At 67.6% G+C, this 24,862-nt stretch carries 19 protein-coding genes; 11 read left to right on the top strand and 8 right to left on the bottom strand.

Annotation, left to right across the window (positions count from 1 at the left end):
• The first annotated feature begins 182 nt into the window (after nucleotides 1-182).
• On the top strand, nucleotides 183-1,157 hold the full coding sequence (locus ACFRAU_RS03960; protein WP_377998894.1) for an aldo/keto reductase: 975 nt from the start codon (nucleotides 183-185) through the stop codon (nucleotides 1,155-1,157).
• A 75-nt stretch (nucleotides 1,158-1,232) separates the two neighbouring features.
• Complete coding sequence (locus tag ACFRAU_RS03955) at nucleotides 1,233-1,595, top strand: DUF6457 domain-containing protein (protein WP_377998893.1); 363 nt, start codon at nucleotides 1,233-1,235, stop codon at nucleotides 1,593-1,595.
• An 89-nt stretch (nucleotides 1,596-1,684) separates the two neighbouring features.
• Here the strand turns inward: ACFRAU_RS03955 and ACFRAU_RS03950 are convergent, their stop codons facing one another.
• Nucleotides 1,685-3,988, bottom strand: coding sequence for an FdhF/YdeP family oxidoreductase (locus ACFRAU_RS03950; protein WP_377998892.1), 2,304 nt, complete (start codon nucleotides 3,986-3,988; stop codon nucleotides 1,685-1,687).
• 280 nt (nucleotides 3,989-4,268) lie between these two features.
• On the opposite strand from ACFRAU_RS03950, the gene ACFRAU_RS03945 reads away from it, so the two are divergent.
• Together ACFRAU_RS03945 and ACFRAU_RS03940 are read left to right on the top strand one after the other, a co-directional pair.
• Nucleotides 4,269-5,078, top strand: coding sequence for a CPBP family intramembrane glutamic endopeptidase (locus ACFRAU_RS03945; RefSeq protein WP_377998891.1), 810 nt, complete (start codon nucleotides 4,269-4,271; stop codon nucleotides 5,076-5,078).
• Between the two features lie 92 nt (nucleotides 5,079-5,170).
• On the top strand, nucleotides 5,171-5,794 hold the full coding sequence (locus ACFRAU_RS03940; protein ID WP_377998890.1) for a hypothetical protein: 624 nt from the start codon (nucleotides 5,171-5,173) through the stop codon (nucleotides 5,792-5,794).
• A gap of 3 nt (nucleotides 5,795-5,797) precedes the next feature.
• On the opposite strand, the gene ACFRAU_RS03935 is transcribed toward ACFRAU_RS03940, so the two are convergent.
• Complete coding sequence (locus ACFRAU_RS03935; RefSeq protein WP_377999076.1) at nucleotides 5,798-6,766, bottom strand: adenosine deaminase; 969 nt, start codon at nucleotides 6,764-6,766, stop codon at nucleotides 5,798-5,800.
• A 186-nt stretch (nucleotides 6,767-6,952) separates the two neighbouring features.
• Between ACFRAU_RS03935 and ACFRAU_RS03930 the strand changes: the two genes are divergently transcribed.
• Together ACFRAU_RS03930 and ACFRAU_RS03925 are read left to right on the top strand one after the other, a co-directional pair.
• A complete protein-coding gene (locus ACFRAU_RS03930) occupies nucleotides 6,953-9,637 on the top strand; it encodes an ABC transporter (RefSeq protein WP_377998889.1) in 2,685 nt (894 codons plus the stop codon).
• A 205-nt stretch (nucleotides 9,638-9,842) separates the two neighbouring features.
• Nucleotides 9,843-10,520, top strand: coding sequence for a transglycosylase family protein (locus ACFRAU_RS03925; RefSeq protein WP_377998888.1), 678 nt, complete (start codon nucleotides 9,843-9,845; stop codon nucleotides 10,518-10,520).
• Between the two features lie 217 nt (nucleotides 10,521-10,737).
• On the opposite strand, the gene ACFRAU_RS03920 is transcribed toward ACFRAU_RS03925, so the two are convergent.
• Nucleotides 10,738-11,364: a hypothetical protein gene (locus ACFRAU_RS03920; protein ID WP_377998887.1), complete on the bottom strand. Its 627-nt coding sequence runs from the start codon at nucleotides 11,362-11,364 to the stop codon at nucleotides 10,738-10,740.
• A 167-nt stretch (nucleotides 11,365-11,531) separates the two neighbouring features.
• Here ACFRAU_RS03920 and ACFRAU_RS03915 point away from each other — a divergent pair, with 167 nt between their 5' ends.
• From ACFRAU_RS03915 to ACFRAU_RS03900, 4 genes are all read left to right on the top strand, one after another.
• Complete coding sequence (locus ACFRAU_RS03915; protein WP_377998886.1) at nucleotides 11,532-12,533, top strand: MSMEG_6728 family protein; 1,002 nt, start codon at nucleotides 11,532-11,534, stop codon at nucleotides 12,531-12,533.
• 142 nt (nucleotides 12,534-12,675) lie between these two features.
• Complete coding sequence (locus ACFRAU_RS03910) at nucleotides 12,676-13,575, top strand: nuclease-related domain-containing protein (RefSeq protein WP_377998885.1); 900 nt, start codon at nucleotides 12,676-12,678, stop codon at nucleotides 13,573-13,575.
• Between the two features lie 47 nt (nucleotides 13,576-13,622).
• On the top strand, nucleotides 13,623-14,483 hold the full coding sequence (locus ACFRAU_RS03905) for an SDR family oxidoreductase (RefSeq protein WP_377998884.1): 861 nt from the start codon (nucleotides 13,623-13,625) through the stop codon (nucleotides 14,481-14,483).
• A 132-nt stretch (nucleotides 14,484-14,615) separates the two neighbouring features.
• Nucleotides 14,616-16,796, top strand: a complete 2,181-nt coding sequence (locus ACFRAU_RS03900; protein WP_377998883.1) for a DUF222 domain-containing protein — start codon at nucleotides 14,616-14,618, stop codon at nucleotides 16,794-16,796.
• Between the two features lie 159 nt (nucleotides 16,797-16,955).
• Here ACFRAU_RS03900 and ACFRAU_RS03895 read toward each other — a convergent pair whose 3' ends face one another.
• The 3 genes from ACFRAU_RS03895 to ACFRAU_RS03885 form a co-directional block, all read right to left on the bottom strand.
• Nucleotides 16,956-17,276, bottom strand: coding sequence for a hypothetical protein (locus ACFRAU_RS03895; protein ID WP_377998882.1), 321 nt, complete (start codon nucleotides 17,274-17,276; stop codon nucleotides 16,956-16,958).
• A gap of 112 nt (nucleotides 17,277-17,388) precedes the next feature.
• Entirely contained in the window at nucleotides 17,389-19,296 is a 1,908-nt protein-coding gene (locus ACFRAU_RS03890) for a gamma-glutamyltransferase family protein (protein WP_377998881.1), read from the bottom strand.
• A 75-nt stretch (nucleotides 19,297-19,371) separates the two neighbouring features.
• Complete coding sequence (locus tag ACFRAU_RS03885; protein ID WP_377998880.1) at nucleotides 19,372-22,089, bottom strand: Tex family protein; 2,718 nt, start codon at nucleotides 22,087-22,089, stop codon at nucleotides 19,372-19,374.
• A gap of 136 nt (nucleotides 22,090-22,225) precedes the next feature.
• On the opposite strand from ACFRAU_RS03885, the gene ACFRAU_RS03880 reads away from it, so the two are divergent.
• Nucleotides 22,226-22,522 (top strand): hypothetical protein, encoded by a 297-nt coding sequence (locus ACFRAU_RS03880; RefSeq protein ID WP_377996654.1) that lies wholly within the window; start codon nucleotides 22,226-22,228, stop codon nucleotides 22,520-22,522.
• 20 nt (nucleotides 22,523-22,542) lie between these two features.
• Here the strand turns inward: ACFRAU_RS03880 and ACFRAU_RS03875 are convergent, their stop codons facing one another.
• Together ACFRAU_RS03875 and ACFRAU_RS03870 are read right to left on the bottom strand one after the other, a co-directional pair.
• Entirely contained in the window at nucleotides 22,543-23,385 is an 843-nt protein-coding gene (locus ACFRAU_RS03875; protein WP_377998879.1) for a triose-phosphate isomerase family protein, read from the bottom strand.
• Nucleotides 23,386-23,429: 44 nt separating this feature from the next.
• Nucleotides 23,430-24,833, bottom strand: a complete 1,404-nt coding sequence (locus tag ACFRAU_RS03870; RefSeq protein WP_377998878.1) for an MFS transporter — start codon at nucleotides 24,831-24,833, stop codon at nucleotides 23,430-23,432.
• Nucleotides 24,834-24,862 lie beyond the last annotated feature (29 nt).

The following is a 24,862-nucleotide window of genomic DNA, read 5'->3' as shown; positions in this document are numbered from 1 at the left end:
TGCACCACTTCAGGAAGCAGCCCCGCCGCCAGCCGCCGGGAAAACCGCGTAAGCATGCGGCAGACCCGGGGCGGGGGTGTTTCGGCGCCCCGAAAGTGGAGCAAAAATGCTGCTAACCGACTTATAGTGGCGACTACACGCACCCCCTGAGCCACTCCCGCAACCTACCTGAGGAGAGCCCCATGGAATCCCGCACACTAGGCACACTTTCGGTCTCCAGCCTCGGCCTCGGCTGCATGGGCATGAGCGAGTTCTACGGAACCGGCGATGACAGCGAGTCCGTCGCCACCATCCATGCCTTCCTGGACGCCGGCGGAACCCTGTTGGACACCGCGGACATGTACGGCCCGTTCACGAACGAGTTGGTGGTGGGCAGGGCCATCTACGGCCGGCGCGAAGATGTGGTCCTGGCCACGAAGTTCGGCAACGAGCGGCACGAGGACGGTTCCTGGGTGGGCATCAACGGCCACCCCGAGTACGTCCGCTCCGCCTGCGACGCCAGCCTGCAGCGTCTCGGCGTGGACCACATCGACCTCTACTACCAGCACCGCGTGGACAAGACTGTCCCCATCGAGGACACCGTCGGAGCCATGGCGGAGCTCGTCGAGGCCGGCAAAGTCCGTCATCTGGGACTGTCCGAAGCCAGCGCTGAAACGATCCGCCGGGCGCACTCCGTCCATCCGATAACCGCCCTGCAGACCGAGTATTCGCTCTGGGAGCGGGAGCCGGAGACGAAGGTTTTCCCCGTGCTGGCAGAACTGGGAATCGGATTCGTGCCCTACAGCCCCCTTGGCCGGGGCTTCCTCACCGGCCAGCTTCGCAGCCCTGACGACTTTGCAGCAGATGACTTCCGGCGCCAGTCTCCCCGATTCCAGGGCGAAAACTTCACCCGAAACCTGCAGCTTGTGGACAGGGTCAAGGAACTCGCAGATGAGAAACAGTGCAGCCCGGCGCAGCTGGCCCTGGCCTGGCTGCTGGCGCAGGGAGGGCACATCGTGCCCATTCCCGGCACCAAGAAGCGCGAACGCCTGGCCGAGAACCTGGGCGCGGCCGCCGTCGAGCTTTCAGCCGGAGACCTCGCCCGCCTTGATGAACTTGCCCCGGCCGGCGCTGCCTCGGGGGCCCGCTACCCGCACATGACCTCGATAGATACCTAACATCCCGCCCCGGCGCGTCCGCCGGAAGCGCCGGCACCAACCGGCACCAGAGATGAGCAACCGAAAGGAAGTCCAATGACGGGCATTACAGAAGGCGACGGCGGCTCCGCCTCCTCCGGGGAGGCCGGCACCGGGGCCGCAGACCAGGACCTCGCGCACTGGAGCCAGCGGCTCACCCAGGCGCTGCAGATCCTTGACCTCAAGGTGGACCAGCACCTGGTGGCGCGCCTCGCCGACGAGTCGTCCCGTGCGGTGAACGGGCAGGCCGGTCCGGTCACCGCACTGCTGGTTGGCTACGCAGCAGGGCTCCGGGCACACGGCAGCAGCGCGTCCCCACAGGAGGCGGTGCAATCGGCGGCCGACGTCGCCCTGCGGCTCTGCGAGCACGGCCCCGAAGGCGGCCCCGACAGCGAGGGCTGGTCAAGCACCGCCCAGTAGGCGTCTGGCTCCCGGGGGAGTCTGGCTCCCGGGCGGGAGCCGCTGCAGGGCGCGCTTCAGGGCGCCCTGCTTTGGGGAAAACCCCGGCGCTACACGGTCTCCGCGCTGGGCTCCAACCGCACGAGCACAGCCTTGGACGCTGGGGTATTGCTTCCCTCCGCGACGCTGTCCAGCGGCACCAGGACATTGGCCTCCGGGTAGTACGTGGCCGCGCAGCCGGTTGCCGTCGGATACGAAACGACGCGCAGCTTCCTCATCACCCGCTCCACGTTGTCCCCGTACACACCATGGATATCCACGAACTGGCCGTCGCTGAGGCCCAGTTCGGCGATGTCCTCAGGGCTGACGAACACCACGTCCCGGCCCTTTTTGATGCCGCGGTAACGGTCGTTGTGCCCGTAGATCGTGGTGTTGAACTGGTCGTGCGAGCGGACGGACTGCAGGATCAGCGTGCCGGCCGGACGCTCGATGCCCTCCAGGTGGTTCACCGTCAGCATGGCCTTGCCGGTGGGCGTGGGGAAGGTCCGCGAATCCCGCGGCCCGTTGGGCAGGACGAAGCCGCCTTCCTGCCTGATCTTGTCGTTGTAGTTCTCGCAGCCTGCCACCACGTGGGAAATGTGCTCGCGGATGAGGTCGTAGTTCTTCTCGAATCCGGCCCAGTCCGCGCTGGACTTCCCCGTCACCGTCTCGCGCGCTATCCGGCAAACGATCGCCACCTCGGACAGCAGGTTCGGCGCCACGGGCTCCACCCGCCCCGCCGACGGGTGAACGGCGCAAACAGTGTCCTCCACGGAGACGAACTGGGGACCCGACTCCTGCAGGTCGATTTCCGTGCGCCCCATGGTGGGCAGGATCAGGGCTTCCCTGCCCGTCACCGTGTGCGAGCGGTTCAGTTTCGTGGAGATTTGAACGGTGAGGTCGGTGTTCTCCATAGCCGCTTCGGCAGCATGCGTGTCCGAGATGGCGGCCACCAGGTTTCCGCCCAGTGCCACGAAAACTTTGATCCCGCCGTCGCGCATTCTGCGGATGGTTTCCACGGCGTCGGCGCCGTGCTCGCGCGGCGGGTCGAAGCTGAACTCCTTGCCGAGCGCGGCGAGGAACGCTGGCGGCATCTGCTCCCAGATGCCCATGGTCCGGTCCCCCTGCACGTTGCTGTGCCCGCGGATCGGCGAGGCGCCGGCGCCGGGTTTGCCGATGTTTCCGCGCAGCAGGAGAAGGTTGATGATCTCCTTGATGGTGGCCACACCCTTCTTGTGCTGGGTGATGCCCATGGCCCACGTGATGATGACGCGGTCCGCCTTCAGGTACCGGGCGGCCAGCTCGTCGATTTCGTCGGCGCGGAGCCCGGTGGCTGCCAGGACGGCCTCGTCGTCCAGCCCGTCGAGGTGCGCCCGCAGTTCGTCAAGGCCTTCGCAGTGCTCTGCCAGGAACGAATGGTCCAGCACCGTCCCCGGATTCTTCGCCTCGGCGTCGAGGACCCGCTTCGAAATGGCCTGCAGCAGCGCCATGTCCCCGCCCACCCGGATCTGCAGGAACTGGTCCGCCAGGTCGGTGCCGTGGCCAATGATGCCCTTGACCTTTTGCGGGTTCTTGTACCGCAGCAGCCCGGCCTCAGGCAGCGGATTGACGGCCACAATCTCCGCGCCGGCCTCCTTGGCCTCCTCCAGCGCTGTGAGCATGCGCGGGTGGTTGGTGCCCGGGTTCTGCCCCATGATGATGATGAGCTGCGCCTTGGCGAAGTCATCGTAGCTGATGGTGGCTTTGCCGATGCCGATGGTCTGGCCCATCGCCCAGCCGGACGATTCGTGGCACATGTTTGAGCAGTCCGGCAGGTTGTTGGTGCCGAAGGCCCGCACGAACAGCTGGTAGATGAAGGCGGCCTCGTTCGACGTCCGGCCGCTCGTGTAGAAGGCGGCCTCATCCGGATTTGCGAGCCCGTTCAGCTTCCGCCCCAGAATTCCGAAAGCTTCGTCCCAGCTCACGGGCCGGTAATGGTCCTCCCCTGCCGGCTTGTAGACCGGCTCCGTCAGGCGGCCCTGCATTCCGAGCCAGTACTCTGTTCTTTGGCGCAGCTCGCTGACCGGGTGCTCCGCCCAGAAGTTCGATTCAATCACCACCGGCGTGGCTTCCCAGGTGACGGCCTTGGCGCCGTTTTCGCAGAACTCAAAGGTCTTCCGGTGGTCCGGGTCCGGCCAGGCGCAGCTCATGCAGTCAAAGCCGTGCTTCTGGTTCATGGCCAGCAGCGTCTTCTCTGTCCTGCCCAGGCCCATATGCTGGATGGCTGGCTGCATCGAGTGCAGGACGCCCGGGATGCCGGCGGCCCATTCCTTCGGTTTACCTACCTCGAGGCCCTTCTCGTCGGCCTCTTCAACGTCTGGGTTCTTGCGCGGCATGCTGCACACTCCTTGACTCGGCATCGTCCGGGTACTGCTGTCCGCGGCACCAACGCCGCAGGTTTGCCTCCCTCACAGGACTAGCAGTTATGGCAGGTGCCTGCAAGCATTCGGCCCGCCGGAGCCCGGCGGTCCGCGAGCCCGGTTCGGCCCGGTGGAGCCCGGCGGAACCCCGTGGAGCCCGGATGCAGCACTGCAACGGCTGCTGGCGCACCGGAGCAACAGGGGCGGACAATGGGAGCACCTGCAGCGACCGTTTGGAGCCGCAATGCGCCGTTCAATGGACTGGTTAAAACACCACAGGCTTACGGCTTTCTTTGTCCTGGCCTATGCAATTTCCTGGGCCTCGTGGCCGTTCTTCGCGGCCGGGCTGATGCCGCGGATGGAGTTCCTGTCAGTGGGTCCGCTTGCCGCGGCGGTCATCGTCATAGCCCTGGCGGTGGGGCGCGCCGGGTTCCGCGCCTGGGGACGGCGGCTGATCCGGTGGCGCGTCGGATGGATCTGGTACGCCGTGGCTCTCCTCCTTCCCGCGGCCCTGGTCCTGGTCACCGGATTCATCACCATGGCACTCGGCGCCGCCGCCCCGGGCCTCGAACGGCTGACGTGGGGCGGATTGATGACCGTGTTCGCCGTCCGGCTGGTGAACCCGCTGGACGGGGCACTCGGCGAAGAACCCGGCTTCCGCGGCTACGCCCTCCCGCTGCTCCAGGCATCGCGCCCGCCGCTGCTGTCCGCGGCGGTCTTGGGCGCGCTGGTGACGCTGTGGCACCTGCCGCTGGTCCTCTTCAGCGGGCTAAGCGCGATCGGACTGCCGACGACGTTCGCCATCACGTTCCTCTACGTCTGGCTTTTCAACCGCACCGGCGGCAGCGTCCTCCTCACGCTTCTGTTCCACAACAGCCAGGGCACCTTCACCGTCGGGTCCTTCGGCTTCACCGCCACCGACGCAGGCAGAGCGGAGCTGATCTATTTCCTGGCCGTCGTGCTCGCGGTGCTTGCCACCGTGGTCCTGGACCGCCGGGCCTGGCGCAGGGCACCCCGCTCGGCCACCGCCGTCGGCCGTTTCTCCCTAAGGATGCGCCCCCTGTGAAGAACGACGGCGGGTGGCGGGCGCCGGGCGACCGGCGCCAATCGCTCCCGCTCAGGAACTGACAGCATCACTATCCAAGTCAGGAGGAAACAATGTCCTCACCCCTAGCCAGGGCCGCCGGTCCCATCGCACTGGTGTCCGGCCTCGTCTTCGCCGCAGTCGACGTGGCCCGCCTGCTCGCTGCCGACCGGGGCCTGGACCGGATCGAGATGATGAGGCAGACGCCCTTCCAGGTCACGAACGCCCTCTACTGGGTGGTCTTCATCGGGCTCACGCTCGCGCTGGTCTCCGTCTACTTCCGGTTCGGCGGCCGGACCGGCGGACTGGGCGCTGTCGGCTTCTGCTTCGCACTGGTGGGCACCCTGGACATGGCCGGCAACATGTGGTTCGACGGCTTCGCCGGCCCCTGGATCGCCGACGTCGCCCCCGGCGCGATCCTCGCGGGCGGGTCCGGGATGCTGGTCGTCGGAGCGCTCTCCAGCTACGTGCTTTTCGCCCTGGGCTGGATGGTCTTCGGCTTCACCGGCTGGCGCTCGCGCACGTTCCCCGCGTGGATCGGTTGGGCGTTCGTCGTCGCCGGATTCCTCGGGTACAACGCCGGCCTGCCGCCCTACGGGATTCCCATCGGGCTGGTTATGGCAGCGCTGGGATGGTGGATCATCCGGACGGGCGCGCCAGTCGTTTCCAGCCCGCCGGCCGCCCCATCCGAAGGTTAGAACCTAGCCCGACAGCTCGGCCAGCAGTTCGTGCTTCCGCTCCTCGCTGGCGAAGGAGGACCTGATGGAGTTCGCGGCGAGCCGGACGCGGTCGAACTCGGACAGCCCCAGGACCGACTCAAGCTGGGCAAAGTTGGTGTCCACGTAGCCGCCGAAATACGCCGGATCATCCGAGTTCACGCTGACGTTGAGCCCGGCGGCAAGCATCGCCGGCAGCGGGTGCGCAGCCAGCATGTCCACGGCGCGGAGCCGGACGTTCGACAGCGGACACACCGTCAGCGGCACGCGGTCATTGACCAGCCGCTCCACGAGCTCGGGATCCTCCATGCACCGGATCCCGTGGTCGATCCGCTCCACGCCCAGCACGTCCAGCGCCTCCACAATGTACGACGGCGGTCCCTCCTCCCCCGCGTGCGCAATCCTTCGCAGGCCTGCTTCGCCCGCCCGGGCAAAGAGCCGCGTGAATTTCGACGGCGGGTTGCCCACCTCTGCGGAATCCAGGCCGATGCCGGCGATCGGTGCGTTCATTGCCAGGAGACCCGCCAGGACCTCAAGCGCCGAGTCCTCGGACAGGTCGCGCAGGAAGGCGGCGATCAGCAGCGTGGAAATCCCGAACTCCTCCTCGGAGGTGGCGAGCACCGAGGCCACACCGTTGACGCACGTCTCCAGGGCGACACCCCGCGAGAGGTGCGCCTGCGGATCCATCATGATTTCCGCGTGCCGCACCCCGGCCGCTGAGGCCCGTGCCAGGTAGGCCCGGGTCATGTCCGCGAAGTCCTGCTCGGTCCGCAGCACGGCCATGTTGGCGTAGTAGAGGTCGAGGAAGGACTGCAGATCGGTGAACTCGTAACGGCTCCGCAGCTCGTCCAGGTTCGCGTACGGCAGCTCGATCCCGTTCCGGTCAGCGAGCGCAAAGATCAGTTCCGGCTCCAGCGTCCCCTCAATGTGGAGGTGGAGCTCCGCCAACGGCATCGGCGACGGGGCCGCCACCAGCTCCTCTTCGCCTGTTGGCGCGGTTTCTTCTGTTGGCCCAGTTTCTTCTGTTGGCCCGGATTGGCCCGGAAGAGCCGTGGGATCGATCGGTTCGGCGGCGGCGTCGTAAGTGTTCACCCCGACAGAATAGTCCCCGCACCGGCCATGACCGCTAGAGTCGAACAGATGCGGACTGAAGAGTATGCTGCCCCGTTGGCCCATCCGGATCCTGGCCTGGCAGACGGCCCCCTCGCCGGCCATGCCATTGGCGGCCACCATTCTGCAGACGGTTTCGTCCGGGTGCGCGGCGCCCGCGAGAACAACCTTCGCAATGTGGACGTGGCCGTCCCGCGCGACGCGATCGTCGCCTTCACCGGCGTCTCGGGATCGGGCAAGTCCTCGCTCGCGTTCGGCACGATCTACGCCGAAGCCCAGCGCCGGTACTTCGAATCCGTAGCGCCCTACGCCCGCCGCCTCATCCAGCAGGGCCACAATCCCAAGGTGGAGATGATCACAGGGCTGCCTCCCGCCGTCGCGCTTCAACAGCGCCGCGGCACACCGAGCAGCCGTTCCACGGTGGGGACGGTGACCACGCTGTCCAACTCCCTCCGGATGCTGTTCTCCCGCGCCGGCAGCTACCCGGCCGGTGCCAGCCCGCTGGACTCGGACGCTTTCTCGCCCAACACGGCCGCCGGAGCGTGCCCCGAATGCCACGGCCTCGGCGTTGCGCACACCGTCACCGAAGCCTCCCTGGTCCCCGATCCTTCCCTGAGCATCCGGGAGGGAGCCATTGCCGCGTGGCCGACGGCGTGGCAGGGCAAGAACCTGCGCGACATCCTCACGCACCTGGGCTACGACGTCGACACCCCCTGGCAGAAGCTGCCCCGGAAGGACCGCGACTGGATCCTTTTCACCGAGGAACAGCCGGTGGTGGAAATCACCCCTCAGCGCGACCGGGTGGCCAAGCCGTACAAGGGCAAGTTCTGGAGCGCCAAAAGCCACGTGCTGCACACGCTGGCAGATTCAAAGAGCAACACCATGCGCGAACGGGTGCTCCGCTTCATGGAGACCGGGCCCTGCCGGCGGTGCAGCGGGAGCGGGCTCACGCCCGAGGCCCTGGCCGTAACTTTCGCGGGCATGACCATCGCCGAACTCAACGCAGTGCCGATGGCCGAACTGGCGGACGTCATCCGGCCGACGACCGAGCTGAAGGACGCCGGAACCGCCTCCCGCAAGCTGTCCTCAGGCGAAGGCAACGAGGTGGCGGTCGCCATCACGCGCGACCTCCTCCAGCGGATCACGGTCCTGCTGGATCTGGGGCTTGGCTACCTCGCCCTGGGCCGGTCGACGCCCACCCTCTCCCCGGGCGAGATGCAGCGCCTCCGGATCGCCACCCAGCTGCGCTCGGGGCTGTTCGGCGTGGTCTATGTTCTGGACGAACCCTCCGCCGGCCTGCACCCCGCCGACGCCGAACCACTCCTGGCGGTGCTGGAGCAGCTGAAGTCTTCGGGCAACTCCGTGTTCGTGGTGGAGCACAACATGGACATCGTGCGGCAGGCCGACTGGCTGGTGGACGTGGGGCCGAGGGCAGGCGAAGGCGGTGGCGAAGTGCTCTACAGCGGCCCGGTTTCCGGTCTCGCCGCCGTGGAGGCTTCCGTCACGCGCCCGTTCCTCGTGCTGGATAATTCTGCCGCCGGCACGCCCGGCGCCGACTCGCCTGACGGCAGTGAGCCGGGCAGCACCCGTACCGGCCGCCGTCGGGAGCCTGGTGCTTGGCTGGAACTGAACGGCATCACACGCCACAACCTCCGTAGCCTCGACGCGTCCTTCCCGCTGCAAGTCCTGACGGCGGTCACCGGCGTCTCCGGCTCGGGCAAGTCGACGCTGGTCAGCCACGTCCTGGCGGAGGTGGTCGGATCCGAACTGCACGGCGACGCGGGCACTGACCGCGCGGGCACGGGCGGCCCGGATTCCGCAGGCACCGCCGAGGACCAGCCCGTGAACGCCGGCGATCCCGCAACCCCACTTGAGGTCGGAACCGTGACCGGCCTGCACCACGTTGACCGTCTGGTGACGGTGGACCAGAAACCGATCGGCCGCACGCCCCGGTCCAACCTTGCCACCTACACTGGACTCTTCGACGCCGTGCGCAAGGAGTTCGCCGCCACGGACGAAGCCCGGGCGCGCGGCTACGGTGCCGGACGCTTCTCTTTCAACGTGGCCGGCGGGCGCTGCGAGACCTGCCAGGGCGAGGGATTCGTGGCCGTCGAACTGCTGTTCCTGCCCGGCAGCTACGGCCCGTGCCCGGAATGCGACGGTTCCCGCTACAACCCCGAAACCCTTGAAGTCACCTACCAGGGCAAGAACGTGGCCGACGTCCTGGGCATGACCGTGGACGCAGCCGCCGCATTCCTGCAGGACGTTCCCTCAGCAGCGCGCAGCCTGCAGACGCTGCGGGAAGTCGGGCTGGGCTACCTGCGGCTCGGACAGCCCGCCACCGAACTGTCCGGCGGCGAAGCCCAGCGCATCAAGCTCGCCACCGAGCTGCAGCGGGCACGCCGCGGCCACACGCTCTATCTGCTGGACGAACCCACCACAGGGCTCCATCCGGCCGACGTCCGGCTCCTCATGGCCCAGCTGCGCCGCCTCGTGGACGCGGGAAACACGGTGGTTGTGGTGGAACACGAAATGGATGTGGTGGCAGAAGCGGACTGGGTGATCGACCTCGGACCGGCCGGCGGGGACGCGGGCGGCAAGATCGTTGCCTCCGGAACGCCCGCCACAGTGGCCGGTTCACCAGGCAGCCGGACGGCGCAGTACCTGGCTTCTGCACTCGGTCGAAAGGCACCTGAACCGCTTGACTGTCAATAATGATCTCGATTTGATAACGGCGCGCGACACCTTTAGGGTGGGACACATGCCCGCGCGACGCGGGCCCATGAATGCCAGGTGCCGCCTCCACCAGTTACTGCCCGGCCGGCGGACACCGAAATGACCTCTAGTTCGTCAGGGGCGGGCAGTAGCGCGAAAACGTCCGGGGACGGACCGAGCGCGGGTGGCCTCAGGAGCATCCCAAATGAACAAGTCCACTCTCAGCACTGCCGCGCGCCGTGGAGTCACCCTGGCCGCCGTTTCCGCCGCAACCCTGGCTCTCTCCGCCACTGCCGCCAACGCTGCAGCGCCCACCGCAACGAGCGCCTCCACCTGGGACTCCCTCGCCCAGTGCGAGAGCGGCGGCAACTGGTCCACGAACACCGGCAACGGCTTCTCCGGCGGCCTGCAGTTCACCCCGCAGACCTGGGCCGCCTACGGCGGAACCGGCTCGCCCCAGAACGCTTCCCGCGCCCAGCAGATCGCCGTGGCCGAGAAAGTCCAGGCCAGCCAGGGCTGGGGCGCATGGCCCGCCTGCTCCGCCAAGCTCGGCCTGAATGGTGGCGGTGGCGCTCCTGCACCGCAGATCCTGCCGCAGAGCGCGCCCGTTCAGGCCGCACCCGTCCAGGCCCCGGTTCAGACAGCACCCGTCGCCCAGGCACCCGTATCCGAAGTAGCGCAGGCGCCCGTCCAGGCCCGTCACGCTGCCGCAATCGCGGTGAGCGGCCAGACCTACACCGTCCAGGACGGCGACACCCTCAGCAAGATCGCCGACAAGCTCGGCATCCAGGGCGGCTGGCAGCACCTCGCCGACACCAACGCTGACACCATCAGCAACCCGAACCTCGTGTTCGTGGGCCAGGTTCTGCAGCTCCCTGCATAACCTGCCTGGTCAGACCGCCTGGCGGCGCAGCACTAAAGCTCGACGCCGGGCGGTCCCCTTTCGGAGGCCGCCCGGCGTTGTTGTGTCTGGCGGTCTTGCGTCCGGCGTTTTGCGCCGGTCTCCAGAAACTACGACGCCGGGCGCCCCCTGAGTGGGGACGCCCGGCGTCGCTCTTAACTCTCTACAGCGTGACGGCTGGAACCGTCAGTTTTCGGCCTTAGCCCGCAGCGGGAAGCTCCCGGACGATGCGCACCTTCCAGGCAGCGTCGTCGCTGGTGTCCAGGAGGGCAACGGTGCCGGAGGCGAGGTGCAGGGCAACGCGCTTGGCGTGCAGCAGCTCAAGGTAGAGGTGCTCGTTGACGCGGGCAGGGCTGTCGACGACGAACTTCACGGCGTCGCGCACCTTGCGGTAGTTGTCGCTGCGTTCGCGGTGCAGGTGCAGCTCAAGTTCATGGCGCTGCTTGACGCGCGGCTCGTGCTTGTTCAGCCAGTTCACGGCGGCGTGGACGCCGATCACCAGGACCAGCGAGACGGCGTAGATCCACCAGCCGGTGGACATCAGGAAGAGCGGCAGGTTGGCGATGGCCACCACTGCGATGAAAACGCGCAGGGCGACGAGCCGGCGCAGGGTCAGCGCAACGGAAGCAAGCGCGGTACGGAAACGGTGCTGATCCTTGCGCGCAGCCGCCGGGTCCAGAGTAAACTCGTCGAGAACGAGGATCCCGTTCGCGTCGGCGCCCAGCATTTGGCCGTACTTCGGAACGAACAGCTGAGGCTCCTGTGACGCATGTGAATTCGCCTCCGCGGGGGCGGAGGACAGGGGCGCGGGAGAGGTAAGAGTCATGAGTGGGCTTCCAGACGCTGTTGAGGTTTCGGATATCTTAGTGGATTAATCAACCATCCGTATGCATGGGTCCACTATGTGAACACCCGGGTGTCCATTTTTGGCCCCTGGTTGTGCCGTCCGGCACTTCAATTGGCACAGGGCGTCAGGGACGGCAGACTGAAGGGATGCAAACCTTCCTTCCCTATCCCGATTTCCGGCAAAGCGCGGCCGCGCTGGACACCCCCCGGCTCGGCAAGCAGCGCGTAGAAGCGCTGCAGACACTCCGCGCGCTGGTCATCCCGGAATACGGATGGCAGTCACACCCCGCCATCCGTATGTGGATGGGGCACGTTCCTGCGCTCACCCTGTACGGCCTGGCCATGGTGGACGAATGGACCAAGCGCGGCTTTGACGACACCACCCGCGACAACATCCGCGAGTTCGCCCCGCAGGCCGCGCACCCCGACTACGCGGCCAAGATCCTGCTTCCGCCGTGGCTCGGCGACCCCGAATTCCATTTGAGCCACCGCTCCAACCTGATCCGCAAGGATCCGCAATTCTATGAAGGGGTGTTCCCCGGCACCGAGCGTGGCCTGGAGTACGTCTGGCCGGAGCCCCGGCACGAGTTCCTGCCGGAGGACCCAGAGGGTGAGGTTCTCTGGATCCTCCGCGAGCACGTCGGCCACGGCGATCCCGAGCAGCTGGACAAAGTTGGGCTTCCCGCCGTGGGCCGGGCGGCTTCCGCTGCTGCAGGCCCGGGAGGCGGCGCCGGTTCTGGCGCTTCATCCGGCGCCGGTGCCGGTTCGGGCGGCACCGGTGCCGGTTCGGGCGGCGCCGGGGATTCCGGCGACGACGAGTACCAATTTGTCTACGCGCAGGAAACTTCGCGCCGCCCAGCCAAGGTGGCCAAAAAGGCCCCGGCCAAGCCGCTCGTGAAGAAGCCGTCGCGGAAGCGGCAGCGTCAGGAGGCGGCCTTCTCAACGCTTCCCGGCAAGTCGCCGGTGGCTGTCCCCTTCGACGGCGGCAACAAGTTCGCCGTCGGAATGGTCGTGGGCCGTCCCATCACGCTCGACGACGGGCGCTTCGGCCGCAACTTCCAGGCCACAGACATCATCGACCGGTCGGAATTCGACTACCCGGCGCTCCTGCAGGACCCCCGCGTCTTCTTCCCCGTCCCGGCGCTCTGAGCCGGCTGATTGCTGTCCCTCGCCGATGCTCCGGCTGCTCAGGGTGCTACTCACGGGGCCCGGCAGGCAGCCATGGCGAGAGGATTCGCATCCGTCGCATACAGTTGCCATGTGACCCGCGGGACCGCGGGAGCAGTGCGAATTGGGGGATTCAGAATTGGCAGGCGAAGGAGCGGCCGAGCAGGCACGGCTGGCAGGTGAGCGAGTAGCAAAGCTCAGGCAGCAGTTAGAACAGGCCGAGCAAACGGAGAGAGCCTGGGCCAAAGGCGCGGCGGGGGAAGCACTCGTCGGACAGGTCCTGGACGGGCTAGCTTCGCAGGGGTGGCTCGCCCTGCATGATGTCCACTGGCCCGGCCGGCCGAAGGCGAATCTGGATCACATATTGGTTGGGCCCGGCGGCGTCATTGTGATCGACGCAAAGAACTGGTCCGGCGAGGTCGAGGTTCGAAATGGCGTTCTGCGCCAAAACGGTTCCTCCAGGGACCGGGCCGTCTCCGCCGTGGCGGAACAGGGGGCGGCGGTAGCAGCGCTCCTGGAACCTCAACATCGCCGGCTCGTTCAGGCTTGGTTGTGCATGGTCGACCAGCCAGACCTGGACAGCGTCGCCGGCAGCGGTGTGAGTATAAGAGGCCTTGCGAGACTCGGCCGCTCCCTGGAAGCAATGCCGGCTGCGCTCGACCCGGCCACCGTGCAGGTGATTCACGACTACCTGCTGGGCCTGCTGTCCGGAGAGACCAGTCCGCCCCTGCTGACCACGAAAGACTGGAATGCGGGACCCGCCGACCTTGACCTTGCTTCCGGGCCGGCCGTTGCTTTGGAGAGCCGGCGGTCCCGGCAGCACGCCACGACTGCGCCACACAATTCCCGCAGGAAAAGGGCAGCCCGCAGCAGGCCTACGGGCTGTCTCGCGGCACTGTTCTATCTTGCATTGGCCATCTTTGTCCTAGGCCTGTTGCTCAATGCATGGCCGCACGCTCAAAGGCAGCCGCCTGTCGCGCCTCGCCCCTCGCCCTCGCTGGTCCAGCCTGTCCCGTCCAGATGAATAGGGGCATTCCAGCGTCGGCTCGCTGAGATGGCAGACTGGCCGATATGACTATCCTTCTCGCCGGTTGCGGCGACCTCGGAACCGAGGCGGGCCTGCGGTTCTCCGCAGCGGGGCACCGCGTTGTGGGCTGGCGCCGTTCACCGGACAAACTGCCGCCTGAGATCGAGGGCGCCGCGGCGAACCTAAGCACCGCCGAACTGCCGCCTGTCCCGGCGGACACGACCGCCGTCGTCATTGCAGTGGCCGCGGATGCGCCTACTGAAGAGGCATACCGGAGCGCGTACGTAGAGGGTGTTGCCCATGTCCTCGACGCCCTCGAACGCGACCATGTGACGCCCGAACGCGTCCTGTTCGTCTCGTCCACGGCCGTGTACGGCGACGCTGGAGGCGCGTGGATCGATGAATCCACGACGCCGAAACCTGCCGGATTCTCGGGCCGCATCATGCGCGAAGCCGAGGAGCTGCTGCTGAAGCGGCTCGATGGAACCGGGACCTCACCCGTAGTGCTCAGGCTTGGCGGAATTTACGGGCCCGGCCGCACCAGGCTCATCGACCAGGTCCGAACCGGCTCCGCCGTCATTCCGGACCAGCGGCGCTACACCAACCGCATCCACCGCGACGACGCCGCGGCTGCCATCGTGCATTTGCTCAGCACACCTGACGCGCCAGCGCCGGTGTATCTGGGCGTGGACAACGATCCTGCCGAGTTGGGCGACGTTCTAGGGTTTCTGGCTGCTGAATTGGGGTTGGACGTCCCGCCGACAGGGTCCATGGGCGACGCACGAGGCGGCAACAAACGGTGCAGCAACGCGCTGCTTCGGGGAACAGGGTTCTCTTACAGGTACCCATCCTTCCGCGAGGGCTACCGCGACATTCTGGCCGGCGTCGGAGTGCGCCACCCCTGAGTCATAGCCCTCGCGGATGAGGCGCGGCCGGGGCGGCCAGGGCACAAAACTTTTTTCAAAAACTTTTTCCTTTTGGCCCGAAGTGACCCCCTCACCCCTAAAAATGTCACACCCCGCTGACAAAGTAGACCCATGGAAGCCATTGGGGAGCATGGAGCGAACAGGTCAGCGGGGACTGACGTCTCTGGCCTGAGTGCTGCTGCCCTGCTGCGCGGCCGCGGGCTACGCAGCGTTCCCGGCGCTGGCACCCCAACAAAGGACACGTCCGACGGCGGTGCTGCCGCCGGGTTCCGTTCTGACGCCCCGGCGTCCGACGGCGGTGCTGCCGCCGGGATCGCGGCTGATTCCGGTTCCGCCGGCAAAGCATCCGCTGAGCCTGCATCCCCGGCGCGTGCCACTCCTGGTCTGCAGGCGTCCCTGGCGCTGCTGGATTCCGCCACCGCTGCGGCGCCCGAGGAACTGGCCGCTGCCAACTTCCTCCAGGCGGCCGATTTCGCGGAACTGACCGAGGAACTCTCCCGCCGGGTCGAATACCTCCAGCTGCAGGCCGCCGCTGCGGTGGACCGGACCCGGGCCGAGGCGATCACCGCCGCCGGAGCAGCCAGCCGCGCCGCCGGCTGGACCACAGGCTGGGGCACCGACCCCGAACCCGCCGCGGCCAGCACCGCTGAACCCGCCAGCGCCACGGCCGCCGCAGTCTCCTCTGATACCGACACCCCCAACACCACGGCCCCCAACACCACGGCAGACGGCACCACGGCAGACGGCGCAGGCACCGCCACGCCGGCACCCCGTGCCCGCCCGGTGGCCTGGTCCCCGGCCGACGACGGAGCCAGGAACACCGCCGAGTTCCTCCGCACCCGGCTCCGGATCAGCACCACCGAAGCCCGCCGCCGCCTCGCCCTCGCGAACGCCACCCTCCCCCGCACCGGACTCGCCGGCCGCCACATGCCCCCCGAACACGAAGAAACCGCCGCCGCCCTCACCGCCGGAATCATCGCCTCCCGCGCCGGAACCATCATCACCACCGCCCTGGACAAAGTCCGCCACATCCCCAACCCCGGCACGATCGCCGAAATGGAACACAACCTCACCCTGACCGCGATCGAAAACGACCACGACTTCCTCACCCGCATCGCCCACCGCTGGATCGACGCCCTCGACCAGGACGGCACCGAACCCTCCGAAGAAACCCTCCACCACCGCCAAGGCGTCTTCCTCCACAAAAAACGCGGCGGCCTCCACCACCTCGAAATCCGCGCCACCACCGACCAATACGAAGTCCTCACCACCGTCATGAACACCGCCACCAACCCCCGAACCACCACCCCCAACTCCACCAGCGCCACGGACAGTGACGGCACCAGCGACAACACCGACAGCGCCGCCGCTGTCGACCCGGACGCGGCCTTCAACGCCCCCACCCCGCTCCCGGACCCGGACCGCCGCACCCTCGCCCAACAACGCCTCGACGGCCTCGTCGGCGGCTGCAAGGCAGCCCTCGCCACCGGCACCCTGCCCACCACCGGAGGACTCCGCCCCCAGGTCATGGTCACCATCAGCTACCACGACCTCCTCAACAGCATCCAAACCACCGCCGCCCAAGGCCCCCGCTACAACAAAAACCGCCCCGACACCCCGCCAACAGACAGCCCCCGGCCAACCACCAACCAGTCAACAGGCACAGACGGCTGGCAGGTCAGCAGCACCAACCACCCCACCGGCACAGAGACCTGGCACCCCAGCGAACCCCAACTCCTGCCCGGCACCTGGCAAACCAGCGAGTCCCAACCCCCACCCGGCACCGCACCCCCCGGCACCCCGCCCGGCATCAACCGGACCGGAACGGCGCAGCCCGGCACCGGCCCCACACCCCTCACTGGTGCACCCACCGGCAGCGGCACCTTCACCTACACCGGCCCCGTCACCGCCTCCACCATCCGCAAAATCGCCTGCGACGCCGACATCATCCCCATCCTCCTCGGCAGCCAAGGACGCATCCTCGACATCGGCCGCACCACCCGCGTCTTCCCACCCCACATCCGCAAAGCCCTCACCGCCCGCGACCAAGGCTGCGCCTTCCCCAACTGCACCATCCCCGCACCCTGGTGCGAAGCCCACCACACCACGTACTGGTCACAAGGCGGACCCACCAGCACCGACACAGGCGTCCTCCTCTGCACCCACCACCACCACCTCATCCACAAGGAACAATGGAAAATCCACGTCAAAAACGGCATCCCCTGGTTCATCCCACCGCCCCACATAGACCCCCGCCAACAACCCCGACAAAACCACCACCACAAAACATGAACCGCCGCCCAGCCCGGGCCGATGAGGAGAGCCGCGCCCGTGTCCAGGCATGCGGGATCCACCGGTACTTGGTGGGTCACTAATTCCGCAACCCAAAACAGAAACGCCCAGCCCCTCAAATCGGGACCAGGCGTTCCGGTGAAACGAAACCGGCGGCTGCTATGCGTCCTGCCAGCCACGGCCTTCCGTGAACGTGGCAACGAGAGTGCCCACGCCGGCCTGCATCGAGTTCGAGGGGTCTTCGTACAGGAACCCTTCCGTCGCCCGGCTATGGGTAATGAGCTGCTCGGCTTCGAGCTTCGCTTCGGGCACGGCGGCACCGATGATGCCGGTGCGCGCGGGAAGTTCGGGAGTGTGCACTACGTCGGCGTTGGTCTCCGAGAGCGGAATAGTGGTCCCCGGGCGAATCTCGTCGTGCGGAAACTCGAATTCGGCATCGTCGGGGGCAGCAGGAATCGTGTACTCCAGAAAGTAGTTCATGTCCCCAGCCTTGCAGATAACCGCCACACCAGAAAACCCCGTCCCTGTGCCCGCGGGCATGAATATCCTCGTGCCCTCTGAACGGAAACGCAAGCAAAAGGACGCTTCGCTCCTACCGTCCCGCCGCGTATCCCTGCGCACCCCGAGGGTTCGCGGCAGCCTGTAGCACGCCCGTCCGGGGATCGCGCACGACGGCGGACAACCGTCCCAGTGTCCAGCCGCCAGCCCTGGTGATCCGGTGTCCGCGACGTTCGAGTCCGGAAATAACGTCGTCACCCAACCGATCCTCGATCACGGCGCCGCCGGGTTCCCATGTGCGGGGCCAGAAGGACCCGGGCATCGACGTCGTGTGGAACGCCGGCGCGTCGATGGCCTGCTGTGGCGAGTACCCGCCGACGATAGTCCGCAGCAGGTACAGCAACTGCCACTGGTCCTGCTGGTCTCCCCCGGGCGAGCCGAGCGCGGAAACAGCAACGCCATCGCGCAGCACAAGCGTTGGCGTCAGTGTGGTCCGCGGCCGCTTGCCCGGCGCCAGCGTGGACGGCGTTCCGGGATCCAGCCACGTCATCTGCAGCCGCGTCCCCAGGCAAAACCCGAGCTCGGGGATCGCCGGCGACGACTGGAGCCAGCCGCCGGACGGTGTGGCCGAAACCATGTTGCCCCAGCGGTCCACAACGTCGATGTGGCAGGTGTCGCCGCGGGTTTCCCCGTTGGACGCCACGCTGGGTTCGCCGATGGTCGGTTCGCCAACACCGGCGGCAGCGGCCGCGGAACCTGTTCGGCCAGGAGCGGCTGCAGCTCCGAAAGCCGGCGGCCCTCCGGCGTCATTCGACCCCGAGGGCGGAAAATACTCGGTCCGCAGGGCACGCACGTACGGCTCGCGTCCAGGAACGGATCCCGGGCGGAACTCCAGCGACGCACTCTCAGCAATCAGTTCCCGGCGCGACGCCGCGTACTCTTCCGACAGGAGGTAATCGAGAGGGACGTCCGCGTCGCCGTAGTACGCCTCGCGGTCCGCCAGTGCGAGCTTCTGGGCCTCCAGAATGGTGTGCGCCCCGAGCTCAGTGGACGGGTCGAGGTGGTCGTCATCAAAGCCGGCCAGGATCGCAAGCGTCTGCAGCAGGGCCGGCCCCTGCCCCCACGGGCCCGTCTTGGCGATGGTGTGCCCGCGGAACTCGAACGTGGCCGCTTCCTCGTACGACGCCCGGAACCCGGCCATGTCGGCCATCGTCATGACGCCGCGGTGGTCGGTCCCTGCCGAGTGCCGGTGCGGTGTCCGGACACTTTCGGCCACGGAACGGGCGACGAAACCCTCACCCCACTCCCTGCGGGCGGCGTCGATACGCTCCTCGCGCGTGTGTGCCGGCTCCGCGGCGAATGCCTCGCCGAGGCCGGCACCTGCCTGAACCAGTTTCTGGAGGGTGCGGGCAAGCGCCGGATTCCGGACCAACTCGCCCTCCACCGGGATGCGTTCCTCCGGCATCCACAATTCGGCAGATGTGGGCCAGTGCTCGCGGAATAGGCCCGCCACGGCCGAGATCGTGCTGCAGACGCGTGCCAGCACCGGGTGGCCGTCGCGCGCGTACCGGATGGCGAAGTCCAGGACTTCCGCCAGCTCCCATGTGCCGTGGTCCCGCAGCAGCAACAGCCAGGCGTCGACGGCGCCGGGAACCGCCGCCGCGAGGGCGCCCGATCCTGGCACCAGTTCCAAGCCCTCGGCGCGGAAGTGCTGGACGGAAGCGCCCACCGGCGCCGGGCCCTGTCCCATCAGGACCACGGGCTTCCCAGGCACCTCGGCCGTGCTGAAGACGCCTGTCATGTCGCCGCCGGGCCCGTTGAGGTGCGGTTCCACCACGTGCAGCACGAACGCGGCGGCCGTGGCCGCGTCGAATGCGTTGCCGCCCCGCTCGAGCACAGCCTGCGCGGTGCCAGTGGCGAGCCAATGGGTCGTAGCAGACATGCCGAACGTGCCCTGCAGCGTAGGACGGGTGGTGAATGTCTCCGGCCTCGTAAAACTCATAGGGGCTACTGTAGTCACCGGCTTCCGGACGGTCCGGGATACGGCGCCCGCGACACGCTCCGGCGGCGCCGGGGCCTACTTGCCCAGGCCAGCCCGCCTTAGTGCTTCGGCCATGGCCGTATCCGCTGGAGCTGGCCGCTGGCCTGACTGCTTCGGCTGTCGCCTGGCGCTGTCGTCTGCCGCAGGCCGGCCCGAACCGCCGCCCTGCCGCGTCCCGGGCTTTCCACCAGATTGACCTGAAGCACCCGTCTGGTTGCGGCCACCTTCCCGGCCAGCGGACTCGCGGCCGCCTTCCCGGCCACCGGACTCGCGGCCGCCTTCCCGGTTGCCACCTGCCGGGCGGCCGACGGCGCGGCCGCCTTCCCGGTCCCGGTCGCCGCCGCGTCCCCCAGGCGAGCGTCCCCCGGCGGACCGATCGCCGGACCGGTCGCCGGAAGCGGCGGGTTCGTCGTCGAGCCTCAGCGTGAGCGAGATCCGCTTCCTTTCCGGGTCGGCCTCAAGCACCTTCACCCGGACCACCTGTCCGGACTTGACCACCTCGCGGGGATCAGCGACGAACCGGTTCGCGAGCGCAGACACGTGGACCAGCCCATCCTGGTGAACCCCGACATCCACGAACGCGCCGAAGGCGGCCACGTTGGTGACGGTTCCTTCCAGGACCATGCCGGGCCTGAGGTCGGAGATCTTCTCGATGCCCTCGGAGAACGCTGCCGCCTTGAACGCCGGACGCGGGTCACGTCCCGGCTTTTCGAGCTCGGCGATGATGTCGCGCACCGTGGGGAGCCCGAAGGTGCCGTCCACATATTCAGCAGGGTTCAGCCGCCCGGCATCTGCCAGCGGCGCAAGACCGCTTCCGGGGGCACCGAACCCGCGAGAGGCGCCGGCCGCCGTCAGGATCTTCCGGGCCACCGAGTACGCTTCGGGGTGCACGCTCGACGCATCCAGCGGTTCCGCTCCCCCGGTGATCCGCAGGAACCCGGCACACTGTTCGAACGCCTTGGCACCCAGCCTCGGCACCTTCTTCAGCTCGCTGCGCTTGGCGAACGGCCCGTGCTCGTTGCGGTACGCCACAATGTTCTCGCTCAGCAGCGGCCCGACGCCGGCCACCCGGCTCAGCAGCGCCGGCGACGCCGTGTTTACATCCACACCCACGGCGTTCACGCAGTCCTCCACCACGGCATCCAGGCTGCGGTCCAGTTTCGCGGCCGTGACATCGTGCTGGTACTGCCCCACGCCGATCGATTTCGGATCGATCTTCACCAGCTCGGCCAGCGGGTCCTGCAACCGGCGGGCGATGGACACCGCACCGCGCAGGGAGACGTCCATGCCAGGGAGTTCGGCGGCGGCAAGGGCGGACGCCGAATATACCGACGCGCCGGCCTCGGACACCACCAGCTTCTGCGGCGCCGCACCAGAGGCCGCACCAGCCCCGGAGCCGGCAGCTGCGGAGAGCTGCTTGATCAGTTCAGCCGCGAGCTTGTCCGTTTCGCGCGACGCCGTTCCGTTGCCGATGGCCACGAGTTCGACGGCGTGCTGCCGCGCCAGCCGGGTCAGCGTCGCCAGGGCTTCGTCCCACTTGCGGGCCGGCGCGTGCGGGTAGACGGTGTCCGTGGCCACCACCTTGCCGGTCCCGTCGACCACCGCCACCTTCACGCCGGTCCGCAGGCCGGGGTCGAGGCCCAGGGTGGAGCGGTTTCCGGCGGGCGCCGCCAGCAGCACGTCGCGGAGGTTGGCGGCGAAAACGCGCACGGCCTCGTCCTCCGCGGCGGCGAACATCCGTCCCCGCAGGTCGGCCGTCAGCCGCGCCAGCACCCGGGAGCGCCAGGCCACCTGCGCGGTCTGCAGCAGCCACGAGTCGGCGGGCCGGCCGCGGTCGGCAACCCCGAGGAACCGGGCCACGGCGGATTCGTACCGGGTGCGCGCGGCGGCGAGGGCGTCGTCGTCGGCCGGGTCCGCCTCGGCGAGGTCCAGCTCGAGCACGCCGTCCTTCTCACCGCGCAGGAGCGCCAGCACGCGGTGCGACGGCATTCCCGACGGCGCCTGGGAAAAATCGAAGTAATCCGCGAACTTCTGCCCCTCGGATTCCATGCCCTTCTTCACCCGGGACACCATCCGGCCCTGCGTCCACAGCCGCTCGCGCAGGTTCTCGGCAAGGTCCGGATCCTGGGCCACACGCTCCACGATGATGGCCCGGGCGCCGGCGAGCGCCGCAGCCGCGTCGTCGACGGCGTGCTCCGCGTTCAGGTACTTGGCGGCCTCGCGCCCGGGATCGAGGTCGGGACGCTTGAGCAGCACGTCGGCGAGCGGTTCCAGCCCGGCCTCGCGTGCGATCTGCGCCTTGGTGCGCCGCTTGGATTTGAAGGGCAGGTAGATGTCCTCGAGCCGGGACTTCGTATCGGCAGCCACGACGGCGGCCTGCAGTTCCGGGGTCAGCTTCCCCTGCGCGGCAATCGCTTCCAGGACAGTACGACGGCGGTCCTCCAATTCCCTGAGGTAGCGCAGGCGTTCGTCGAGCTCGCGGAGCTGGCCGTCGTCGAGCGTCCCGGTGGCTTCCTTGCGGTAGCGGGCAATAAAGGGAACCGTTGACCCGCCGTCGAGCAGTTCCACGGCCGCCTTGACCTGCCATGCCTTCACGCCGAGTTCAGCGGCGATCTGTTCCGCAATGTGGGCGGCAACGTCGTCCGTGCCGTGGCCGCGGGCCGGCCCGGATGCGGCGGTGTCCTTCGGCCTTGTCCCGGCGGCGGAGGCGGGTCTGGGCGTGGGCGTGGCGGGGTGCTGCGGCTGTTGGGTCACCAGAACATTTTGCCCTACGCGCGCGGATCCGCGGCGTTCAAGTGTTTAAGGGGCAACCAAACCGCACTACCCACAACCGCCCTTAAGTGGTGTAGTGACCTTATGCAGCGGGGGTCTTCGACTTAGGCGGCGCATCATGCAGGAATTGCTCATCATTCTCCAGGACGGCTTCAACGACGATGAGGTCGCAATCACGGTCAACGGCAAGGAGGCCCGGTACGACCGCGATGTCACTACCCGGGCTCTGTTGGGCATGGCCGAGGAAGTCTCCGTTGAACTGCCCGCAAAAGGCGCAACGGTGGGGGTTGAAGTCACCAGCCGCAATCTCAGTGCAGAAATGAAGCTCCACGGCAGGCCGCGGAGCCTCCTTGTGTCCATTGAGGACGGCGAGCTGGTGCTCAGCGAGGGGACCGGCCGCGAGGCGTTCCTCTAGTGCAGGCTTAGTGCCGCCGCCTAGCTTCGGGCCACGCCCGGCAGTGACAGTGCCTCGTCCAGTACTTTTCCGAAGTTGGCGGCGTCGTGTGCAAACCGTCCGAGGAACAGACCCGACACACCGTTCAATGTGGGCAGCAGGCCGGGTTTCGCGGAGCCGCCGTAGATGACGGGCAGGTCCTGCAGCGCGTGGGCACCGAGCAATTCCCGCAAAATGCGTACGACGGCGGACACGTACTTAGCGCTGGCAGGCTCGGTTGCGCCGATGGCCCAGACGGGTTCATAGGCGATGGCCAGCCGGGCGGCCAGGTTCCAGTCGCCGCCGACCGCGGCCTCGATCTGTCCGTAGACGAAGCGGGCGGCGCCTTCCGCGCCCGAGGTACTGTCGGCGTCGGCTGCTCCGTCACGTGACGTGGTCTCGGCGCCGCGCGACTCCTCCCCCACGCACAGCAGCGGGGTGACGCCGGCGCCGGCGGCCGCCTTGACCTTGAGCGCGATCATGGCGTCGTCCTCGCCGAAGTGCCGCCGCCGTTCGGCGTGCCCTATTTCGACCAGTCCGACGCCCAGCTCGGCAAGCAGCGACGGCGACAGCTCGCCGGTCCACGGGCCGTCGGCCCAGCCGCAGTTCTGGGCGCCCAGGACCAATGGCGATCCGGCAACGATCTCCCCTGCAGCGGGAAGCATCGGGAAGGAGGGAATCACGAACGGGACCACCCGCCCGGCCGCGAGGGCCGGGCGGGCGTCCACCTGTTGGCGCAGTTCATCCAGCCAGCGCAGGCTGTCCCGGTAACCCAGGTACATCTTGGTGCTGACACCGACAAAAATCGTTCCGGGGTCTTTGATGGCCTGGCTGAGCTGGGTCACGGGGTTCCTGCCTTTGCTGGTTACTGCGGTGGTGTTGCTGCTGACTACTTTTCCAGCAGTGCCTGATCCTGGGCAGTGCCTGCCTTACCTGTGGCGCTGGTTTCGAGCAGGTCGTCGGCCTTGTTCTTGAACTTCCGCGTGCCGATCATCATGACCGCGGCGAGGAACGGCAGCACACCGAGCGCGTAGACGCCCATGGTTCCGGTGTCCGAGGCGGTGACCTGGTTGACGGTGGTGCGCAGGATCGGGGCCACGAAGCCGCCCAGGTTGCCCAGCGAGTTGATGAGCCCGATGCCGGCCGCGGCGGCAGTTCCGGTGAGGAACGCCGTCGGATACGACCAGGCGATGGGACCGATGGAGAGGAAGCTGCACACCGCGAGGGTGATGAACACGATGCCCAGCGCCGGGAGGTGGTTGGCGCCGGCCCAGGCGGAGCCGAAGATGCACAGGCCGGTGGAGGTGAACAGCCCCGTGCCCCAGACGCGGCGGCGGATCACGGTGTTGGCAGCCTTGCCGATGAAGTAGCAGGCGAAGATGCCGAAGAACCACGGAATGGCGGCCATAAGTCCGACGGCGAGGCCAACCTTCTGGCCGGTCAGCTGGGCCACCTGCTGGGGCAGGTAGAAGGTCACGCCGTACACGGCGATCTGGAGGCAGAAGTAGATGATGGTGAAGTACCAGACGCGGCCGTTCTTCATCGCTGCCAGGACACCTCGCGGGCCGGATTCTTCCTTGACCGTGTCCTCAAGGGCCATGACGTCCTGCAGGGCCTTCTTCTCATCCTTGTTGAGGAACTTGGCGTCCTGCGGGCTGTTGATCAGGAAGAAGAAGGCGGCGATGCCGGCGAGGACGGCGAGCATGCCCTCGACGAAGAACATGACCTGCCAGCCCTGGACACCGGGAACCTGGTCGCCGATGTTGATCAGCCAGCCGGACAGCGGGGCCCCCATCATCTGGGAGAACGGCTGGGCCAGGTAGAAGATGGCGAACATCTTGACGCGGACCTTGTTCGGGAACCACGCGGCCAGGAACATGATGACGCCCGGGAAGAGCCCGGCCTCGGTCACGCCCAGCAGGAAGCGCAGGATCACGAAGGAGGTCTCGTCCTGCACGAAGGCGAAGCAGGCAGACACGATGCCCCAGGTGACGGCGATGCGTGCCAGCCACACCTTGGCGCCGAACCTGGTCAGGAGCAGGTTGCTGGGAATTTCGAACAGGGCGTAGCCGATGAAGAAGATCCCGGCGCCAAGCGCATAGGCGCCCGCGCTGATGCCCTTGTCCGCTTCGAGTGCGGCCTCGGCGAAGCCCACGTTGGTGCGGTCCAGGAAGGCCACGACGTACAGGATGACGAGCATCGGCATGAGCCGGAAGGATGCCTTGGAGATGGCCGACTTGAGGATCGGCGAGTCCAGCAGCTCCTTCGTGGTGGATGGTTTGGTGACAGTCATTCAAACTCCTCTTTGAGTAAAAGTGAGCA

The organism is Arthrobacter sp. NPDC056691 (assembly GCF_042791415.1).
Taxonomy (GTDB): Bacteria; Actinomycetota; Actinomycetes; order Actinomycetales; family Micrococcaceae; genus Arthrobacter.
The sequence above is the reverse complement of the archived record's forward strand: the minus strand, read 5'-3'. Positions and strand labels throughout refer to the sequence as shown.